The sequence below is a fragment of the Stutzerimonas tianxiuensis genome (assembly GCF_053470365.1).
Genome location: NZ_JBPVWS010000014.1, coordinates 134,780 through 141,718, shown reverse-complemented (window position 1 = coordinate 141,718; position 6,939 = coordinate 134,780). Strand labels below are relative to the sequence as shown.

The window sequence follows — 6,939 nt, the reverse complement described above, 5'->3', positions numbered from 1 at the left end:
ACCTCCCAGTCACCAGCGTGGCCACCACAGCCAAGCTGGTTGCGCTTGCGCGCAACGCGCCATGCCTGGCGCACCAATAAAAAACGGGCCCGAAGGCCCGTTCTTTATATCAGTCCCTATTACAGCGGACCGATGGTGGAGCATGTTCTCTTCGCAGCAGCGTGCTTTTGCAGCGGAGCCAACTGAGGACGATGCTTACCGCTGGTTACGTCCAGCGCCATGATGTTCTCACCCCAGCGAGGACCCGCTGCCCAGTAGGTGCTCGGGATGCAGTTCGCGTTCAGGTAAGCCAGCAGGTTGTCAGTCGCGACCACAGCAGATGGAGAGAAGTCCGGAATGCCGTGCTCACCAAGGAAACCACGCAGCTTGTTGGCCTTCAACCACTCGACCCAAGGCTTGACCCGCTCGACACCCAGCATCGGCGCGAAGGTTTCAGCACGCTTGGTGTAAGTACCCGAATAGTCGAAGTCCAGATACTGATGCGCTTCATAGACCAGGTTGTTCTTCGGATCACGCATCCACGGATCGTTGATCAGCGAGGTGTTGTACTTCTGCCAGTGGAAGGCGCTGGAGTAACGGTCACCGGCGATCATGATCCACTTGCTCGGATCGATCTTGCGAATCGCCTGTCCAGCGGCCTGAGCAGTCTGCGGCCAGAGGTTGTTACCGGTGTTGTAGGGCTCGTTCATCAGACCGTAGCCATACAACGCAGGGTGCTTGGACACCGCAACCGCGATCTTGCGCCAGGTCTCGGCGAACTGAGCGCGCGGCACCTCCGGCGAGTTGATGACCTTGCCGTAGTAGCGGTAGTAGTTGTGCATATCAAGGACGACCTTGATGCCGTACTTCTGCGCGTAATCCAACGACTGCTTGATGCGACCCAGTTCAGCTGCATCCAGCTCGGTGCCCAGCTTGGGCTGGATACGTTCCCAGAGGAAGCCCAGGCGGATCAGCTTGAAGCCGAGCCCCGCATGACGCTTGTAGTAGGACTCGTCTGCATAGGTGTAACCCTTGTTATAGATGCCCGGAACAGTGCCCGGATCGAACACACCCGAACCGAAGTTAACACCCACAAGATTAATACCGCTGCCATCACTGACTACCGGAGCCGGCGCTGGCGCTGGCGTCGGGGCCGGTGCTGGAGTAGGCGCAGGTGTAACGGCCGCTGGTGGCGTGGTTGTACCAGCGTTGCTGGACACAACACGAATCGGTTTCGGATAGCCAACGCTAGCCGCCGAAAGCTTCGAGCCACTGAGCATGACGGAAAGATGCGCGCCTACATCATAGACAGCCGCAACTTTACGGACTTGGCCATCGGCCAACTGAACCGATGCGCCGACTTTGAACGCAGCCTTGTTGGCACCGGTGTCAGGGATCGAGAAGCCGGCCGCCTTGCGGTAGATGCCATTCTCCCAATCGGAGTTAGAGAAACTGTTCATCGACGCGGTGTAGGTGCTGCTAGGCGCCGGGGCTGCCGGAGCTGCCGGAGCGGTTGTGACCGGAGCTGAAGGGGCTGGAGCGCTCGGCGCCGCAGCGGCTGCAGCAACAGTGCTGACGGTGCGTGGCGCGCCGACTTTGTTGCCATCCAACAGACCGCCATCTACATAAATGCTGAGGTTGGCTCCAACCTTATAGACCCTGGAAATCTTACGTACCTGGCCGTCAGCAAACTTGAGCTGAACGCCCGGCTTGAAGGCAGCGATAGAAGCGGAGGTGGCCGGGACTGAAAAGGCTGCCGTACGACGCCAAACGCCATTAAGAAAATCGGTGCTGTTGAACTTGTTGATTTTAGAGGTAAAGGCACCGGTAGACGCGGCAGTTGTTGCAGAGGCGGCAGTCACCTCTCCTGTGAAAGTAACAGCACTGAACACGGCAGCGAGCGCGATGGAACGAACGAGTGCCTTAGGGGCGCCCATAAATACATTGGTAGACATGCAGTCTCTCCGAAACTTAATACTTCAAAAGGCCTAAGCCTTTAAAAAAGTGGCGGGAGTTGTAATTAAGTCGTACAGGCGCTTGGGGCAGATGCATCACTCGCGCAACCGGACGAACCGCGTTGCAACGACGCCGGATCACCAGTAGTGAAACCCGGCAATCCGTTGCGTGGCGTCTTTATAATAGGTTTCCAAAACGATTCAAAATTTATTTGGCGGCTTTAGAACGCCAACTCTACGTCACAATTTTGACCAGCCATTAATCCGCTATTAGTTTGTGGCTTAGTGCCATCATCTTAAATAGGGTTTAATCCGCTTTAGCACGTTTCGTTTATGGTCCTACCAGCGTCATTTTTTTGGATTTTATCTATCGGCATCAGTGTTAGCTGCTATCAGACCAGCCGACGAACGGTAGGCGTAAGGAAGCCCTGTTTCCGGTCGCTCATAGAGAGAGAGGAAGTCGTTTCCCAAACAGAAACGTTGCTCGCCACCTTTTTGAGCATCAGGAGCGTTTTATGAGTCGAGAACAGTTTGCAGTGGGCGATCACGTCCGCTGGAATTCGGAAGCGGGGCATGTAACGGGGCGTATCGTAAAAGTGCACACCAGCGATACCGAATACAAAGGCCACAAGCGACACGCCAGCCCAGATGAACCCCAATACGAGATCGCAAGCGACAAGACCGATCACGTGGCAATGCACAAGGGCAGCGCGCTGAGCAGGGCGAAATGAGTCCACCTCAGCCACACCGAATCTGGACCATTGGCCACTCAACACGCACACCTGCGGCCCTTGTCGCCTTGTTGGAGCACTACGGCATACGGGCGATAGCCGACGTTCGACGTTTCCCCGGTTCCAGGCGATTTCCGCAATTCATGTCGGCAAACCTGCACGCCACGCTCGCCGAGAATGGGATTGCCTATGAGTGGATCGAAACGCTGGGCGGTCGCCGACGAGCTTCACCGGGTCCTAGCGCGAGCGCTTGGCGCAACAGCTCTTTTCGCGGCTACGCCGAACACCTGCACAGCGACGAGTTTGCGAGCGGGCTAGAGCAACTTTTACGGCTGGCTGCCGAGCAACCTACGGCGATGATGTGTGCCGAATTACTCTGGTGGCGATGCCACCGGTCAATGGTGTCCGACGTCTTGAAGCTACGCGGAGTTGAAGTGCTGCACATCCAGGACGAGCAACGTCTGACAGTGCACCCCTATACATCGCCAGCAAGACTCAATAACGGCAAGCTGGTTTACGACGAAGGCGCTGGCCAGCCACTTAAGACATCGGGGCCGGGCATCGACTGAGCGTGTGGACTACATAGGGATCGAGTCGGCATAACTGGCCGGTTTTCACGGCGCTGCGCCAGTAGGCTTAGCGGCCGAAATGACAATCGGAACCGGCGAGGCGAGGCGCATGGGTTGTCCGCTACAAAACAGTACTCGCTCACCAGAACTTTTTCTTTAGAGCGACTTCTTATGGCCGGATGCACTCCAAGCGTCATGTCAACGGTCAACTCGGCGCATGACGCGCAGTACGGAACCGCACACGCTGCCTAGGCAGCTCGCTCATAGGAAGAGGAGTTCAAGTGCAAAGCCTCCGTACGGGCAAACTAATCGCAATCCGGCAAAGACTGGCGGGCGACGCCTCCGCCAAAGTGTTTAAGGGTATGGCGACCCTTGCCGTCGGCAACGGCTTGGCCAGAATAGTTGGCCTCGCCTCCATCCCGATCCTCACTCGAATCTACAGCCCGGAGCATTTCGGCGTCCTGTCGGTCTTTACCGCCTTGCTGCTGATTCTTACGCCGCTAATGACGCTGCGCTACGAACTTGCGGTTCCGCTGCCTAGCCGGCATGGGGCCGCCATGACGCTGATGGCATTGGCCGCAGCCTTCGTTGCGGTGACAACGGTATTGGTGAGCACTGTTCTTTGGCTTGCTGGCCCCGTCTTGTTGACCAGCATCTCAATGGAGGCGCTGATTCCGTATCGCTGGATGCTGGCAGTGGCACTGGCAAGCGCTGGCTTCTACGAAGTCTTTCTGATCTGGGCGGTTCGCCGGCGCGCCTATGCGGCTATCGCCCGCACACAGCTGCAGCAGAGCGCCGTTGGCTCGATTGCCAAGGTAGTGTTGGGATTGCTGGGAATGAAGCCCCTCGGGCTTCTGGCTGGCCAGGTGCTCGGGGCTGGCGCGGGGACGTTCAAGCTGGTGCGGTTGTTCAGCGCGGATGTGAAGCGCTACTGGCGGCAGGTCACCTTGCTGCGGGCGTGGTGGCTGTTCCGGCATTACCGGAGTTTTCCAATCTACCGGCTGCCGTCACAGCTGTTACAGATCTTTTCCAGCCAGGCGCCCCTGCTACTGACTGCAGCCCTCTATGACCCGGCCACGACCGGACAACTTGGGCTGGCGATGATGACTCTGGCTTTGCCTATGAATCTGCTCGGCCACTCGACCAGCAAGGCGTACTACGCTGAAATCGCCACGATAGGACGCAAGCGCCCTGCAGAAATCCGCACGCTGACCTATTCGGTGATCAAAAGGTTGCTGTTACTCGCACTCGCACCGACGCTGCTGCTTTTGCTGTTCGGCGAGCGATTATTTGCGGTGGCGTTCGGCGCAGAATGGGCCGTGGCCGGCGAGATGGCGTCGATATTGGCCATCTATCTGTTGTTTCAGTTCATGCACGCGCCCGCTTCGCATCTGTTGTCGATCTTCCAGGGCCAGCGGCTGCTTTTGATGCTGAACGTGCAACGCGCAGTGCTTACCGCTGCTTGCTTTGCCAGCGGGCACCTGCTCGAGCTACCGATCACTTCGGTTGTGTTGATCTACGCGGTCACGCTCTCGGCCCACTACCTGTTCAGCCTGGCGATGACGCTACGGGTGATTCCTCGATAGTCGTCGGCGCCGCCCGCCCCTGCTGCCGCGGCCATCCATGGCGATGCGGCCGCAGCGGGACCGTATCAGGGCTCGCGCTTCAGTTCATTCCAGCCGCCTACACGCCGGGCGCTGGATAAGGCATTACGCGACAGGTAGAAGAAGAACACCGGTATACCGATGGCATATCGCTTGAATAGCCGGCGCGGCTCAATGAGCATGCGGAACGCCCATTCCAGCCCAAGACGGCGAAAGACCACGGGCGCGCGCGGAAAACGCTGCGCTGAAAAGTCCAGAATCGCACCGCCACAGATCAGCAGCGCACGGGTATCCATTGCCTTTTGCAGATGCAGTGCAACGCGCTCCTGCTTGGGCATCCCCATCGCCAGCACGATGATTGGATAACGGCCTGGCACATGGTGCTTCTGATAGAACTCCAGGTACTCCTCAGGCGCCTTGAAGCCATCAATGGCGTAGAAACGCCTGTCTCCGAACAGGTTGCGCGCACCTTCGCTTAACCAGGGCTCTCGCGTACCCATGGCAAACAGCTCATAACGATCATGGGATTCACCCACCAGATCTTCGATCAGCTCAGGGATGAAGTCGGACCCGTTGAGATTGGCCTTGGGATCGCGGCCATTGAATGAGCAGGCCATCTTGATCCCAATCCCGTCGCGCAGCAGGTAGTTGACCTGCATAAAGCTATCCAACACCGCCGGCTGGCGTTGTGCAATGTTGTAGCCGTGCTGATTGAGAAAGCCAAGAATCGTCGGCGCTTCGCGCTTTTTCAATTCAGAAATGAAGGGGCCGGTATCCGATTCTTCCAGCAGTTTCAGCTTCCCTATCAAAGGATCCATCCTTTTGGCGAGGGGATTTTTCATAAATAGATTCTCTGTCTGTAACCCATGAAAGTTGTTGGCACCCGATTCCCATCTTGGTCGTCGTGCGCCGCCAAGCAGAAAGATTCGCCTGACAAAAATGAACATTGCCTTCTGTCGCCGGACAAACGAAGCAGCCGCAGCCGCGGCATCGTCCACAAGAGCAGAAAGAGGTAGTGAGATGTTAAGGACACGCAGCGCTTCGAACCGATCAAAAGGAATACTCCTCGGACTCACGGTTATGCTCTGGAGTGCCGCCAGCCATGCGGAAAATATCGATCTGGTTGGCTTGAACATTGGCGGAGCAGCGTTTTCCGGCAATGTCATCCCCGGAAAATATAAAACAAATTATTTCTTCCCCGCGCCCGGCTACTTTGCCAAGTGGAAAGCCAAGGGTATCGAGACCCTCCGCTTCCCCATCATGTGGGAGCGTTTGCAGCCAGCATTGAATGCCGAACTGGATGAGGACTATGCAGAACTGATCGACCAGACCTTGCAGCAGGCCGCCCAATACGACATGCGCATCATCCTCGACATCCACAACTATGCCCGATATCGAAAGCAAATCATCGGCACCGAGGCCGTGCCGATATCGGCTTACGCCGACCTGCTCGAACGCGTTGCCAAACGCTGGAAAAATGAAAAAGGCCTTTATGCCTACGACATCATGAATGAGCCACATGGCGCCGATGAATACTGGCCGGCAGCCGCTCAGGCCGGTATTGATGCCATTAGAAAACATGACCAGAAGCGGCCCCTGCTCATCGAAGGTAACTTCTGGTCCAGCAGTTATCGCTGGCCTAAGTTCAATGATCCGTTGCTGCAACTGAAAGACCCCTCCGACAAGTTAATTTTTTCTGCTCACCTGTACATCGATAAACATGGGAGCGGACACTACAAAGAGCCGCTGGAGAAAAACTTCGACACCATGCTAGGCGTCAAACGCGTCAAGCCCTTCATCGACTGGCTGATCAAGCATGAAAAACAAGGCCATATCGGTGAATTTGGCATTCCCGCCGACGAACCTCGTTACCTTGAAGCCATGGATAACTTGCTGGCTTATCTTCAGGAACACTGCATCCCTATTACCTATTGGGCAGCAGGCTCCTCGTGGGGCAAATACAAACTATCCATTGAACCCACCAAGGACGGCCGAGACCGCCCCCAGTGGGAAGTGCTCAGCAAATACGTCGGCCAGGGTGACTGCAGTCGCATCGGACCTAATCGCTGATTGAATCACTGACCCGGTGGTTGGTTGCACC

General features: G+C 56.7%; 6 protein-coding genes. 4 read left to right on the top strand and 2 right to left on the bottom strand.

Features of this window, described 5'->3' with window-relative positions:
• Positions 1–119: 119 nt before the first annotated feature.
• The gene (locus ACSSNI_RS17600; protein WP_448259788.1) at positions 120–1,934 is read right to left on the bottom strand and encodes a glycoside hydrolase family 5 protein; all 1,815 of its coding nucleotides are present in this window, start codon (positions 1,932–1,934) and stop codon (positions 120–122) included.
• A gap of 515 nt (positions 1,935–2,449) precedes the next feature.
• Here ACSSNI_RS17600 and ACSSNI_RS17595 point away from each other — a divergent pair.
• The 3 genes from ACSSNI_RS17595 to ACSSNI_RS17585 all read left to right on the top strand — a co-directional run bounded on the left by ACSSNI_RS17595 (position 2,450) and on the right by ACSSNI_RS17585 (position 4,820).
• A complete protein-coding gene (locus ACSSNI_RS17595; protein WP_102835863.1) occupies positions 2,450–2,665 on the top strand; it encodes a hypervirulence associated TUDOR domain-containing protein in 216 nt (71 codons plus the stop codon).
• Positions 2,662–3,234 (top strand): DUF488 domain-containing protein, encoded by a 573-nt coding sequence (locus tag ACSSNI_RS17590; RefSeq protein ID WP_448259785.1) that lies wholly within the window; start codon positions 2,662–2,664, stop codon positions 3,232–3,234. Before ACSSNI_RS17595 ends, ACSSNI_RS17590 begins: the two co-directional genes overlap by 4 nt.
• A 281-nt stretch (positions 3,235–3,515) precedes the next feature.
• Positions 3,516–4,820 carry a lipopolysaccharide biosynthesis protein gene (locus ACSSNI_RS17585; RefSeq protein WP_448259783.1) on the top strand — a complete coding sequence of 435 codons (1,305 nt, stop codon included), beginning with the start codon at positions 3,516–3,518 and terminating at the stop codon, positions 4,818–4,820.
• 65 nt (positions 4,821–4,885) lie between these two features.
• On the opposite strand, the gene ACSSNI_RS17580 is transcribed toward ACSSNI_RS17585, so the two are convergent.
• Positions 4,886–5,974 (bottom strand): WecB/TagA/CpsF family glycosyltransferase, encoded by a 1,089-nt coding sequence (locus tag ACSSNI_RS17580; protein ID WP_319300293.1) that lies wholly within the window; start codon positions 5,972–5,974, stop codon positions 4,886–4,888.
• Between ACSSNI_RS17580 and ACSSNI_RS17575 the strand changes: the two genes are divergently transcribed.
• A complete protein-coding gene (locus ACSSNI_RS17575; RefSeq protein WP_319300296.1) occupies positions 5,919–6,908 on the top strand; it encodes a glycoside hydrolase family 5 protein in 990 nt (329 codons plus the stop codon). The genes ACSSNI_RS17580 and ACSSNI_RS17575 overlap by 56 nt on opposite strands.
• Positions 6,909–6,939 lie beyond the last annotated feature (31 nt).

Bases quoted from the DNA above. Each gene is read 5' to 3' on its own strand.
- ACSSNI_RS17600 (WP_448259788.1), bottom strand. From the start codon at position 1,934: ATGTCTACCAATGTATTTATGGGCGCCCCTAAGGCACTCGTTCGTTCC.
- ACSSNI_RS17595 (WP_102835863.1), top strand. From the start codon at position 2,450: ATGAGTCGAGAACAGTTTGCAGTGGGCGATCACGTCCGCTGGAATTCG.
- ACSSNI_RS17590 (WP_448259785.1), top strand. From the start codon at position 2,662: ATGAGTCCACCTCAGCCACACCGAATCTGGACCATTGGCCACTCAACA.
- ACSSNI_RS17575 (WP_319300296.1), top strand. From the start codon at position 5,919: ATGCTCTGGAGTGCCGCCAGCCATGCGGAAAATATCGATCTGGTTGGC.
- ACSSNI_RS17580 (WP_319300293.1), bottom strand. From the start codon at position 5,974: ATGTTCAAGCCAACCAGATCGATATTTTCCGCATGGCTGGCGGCACTC.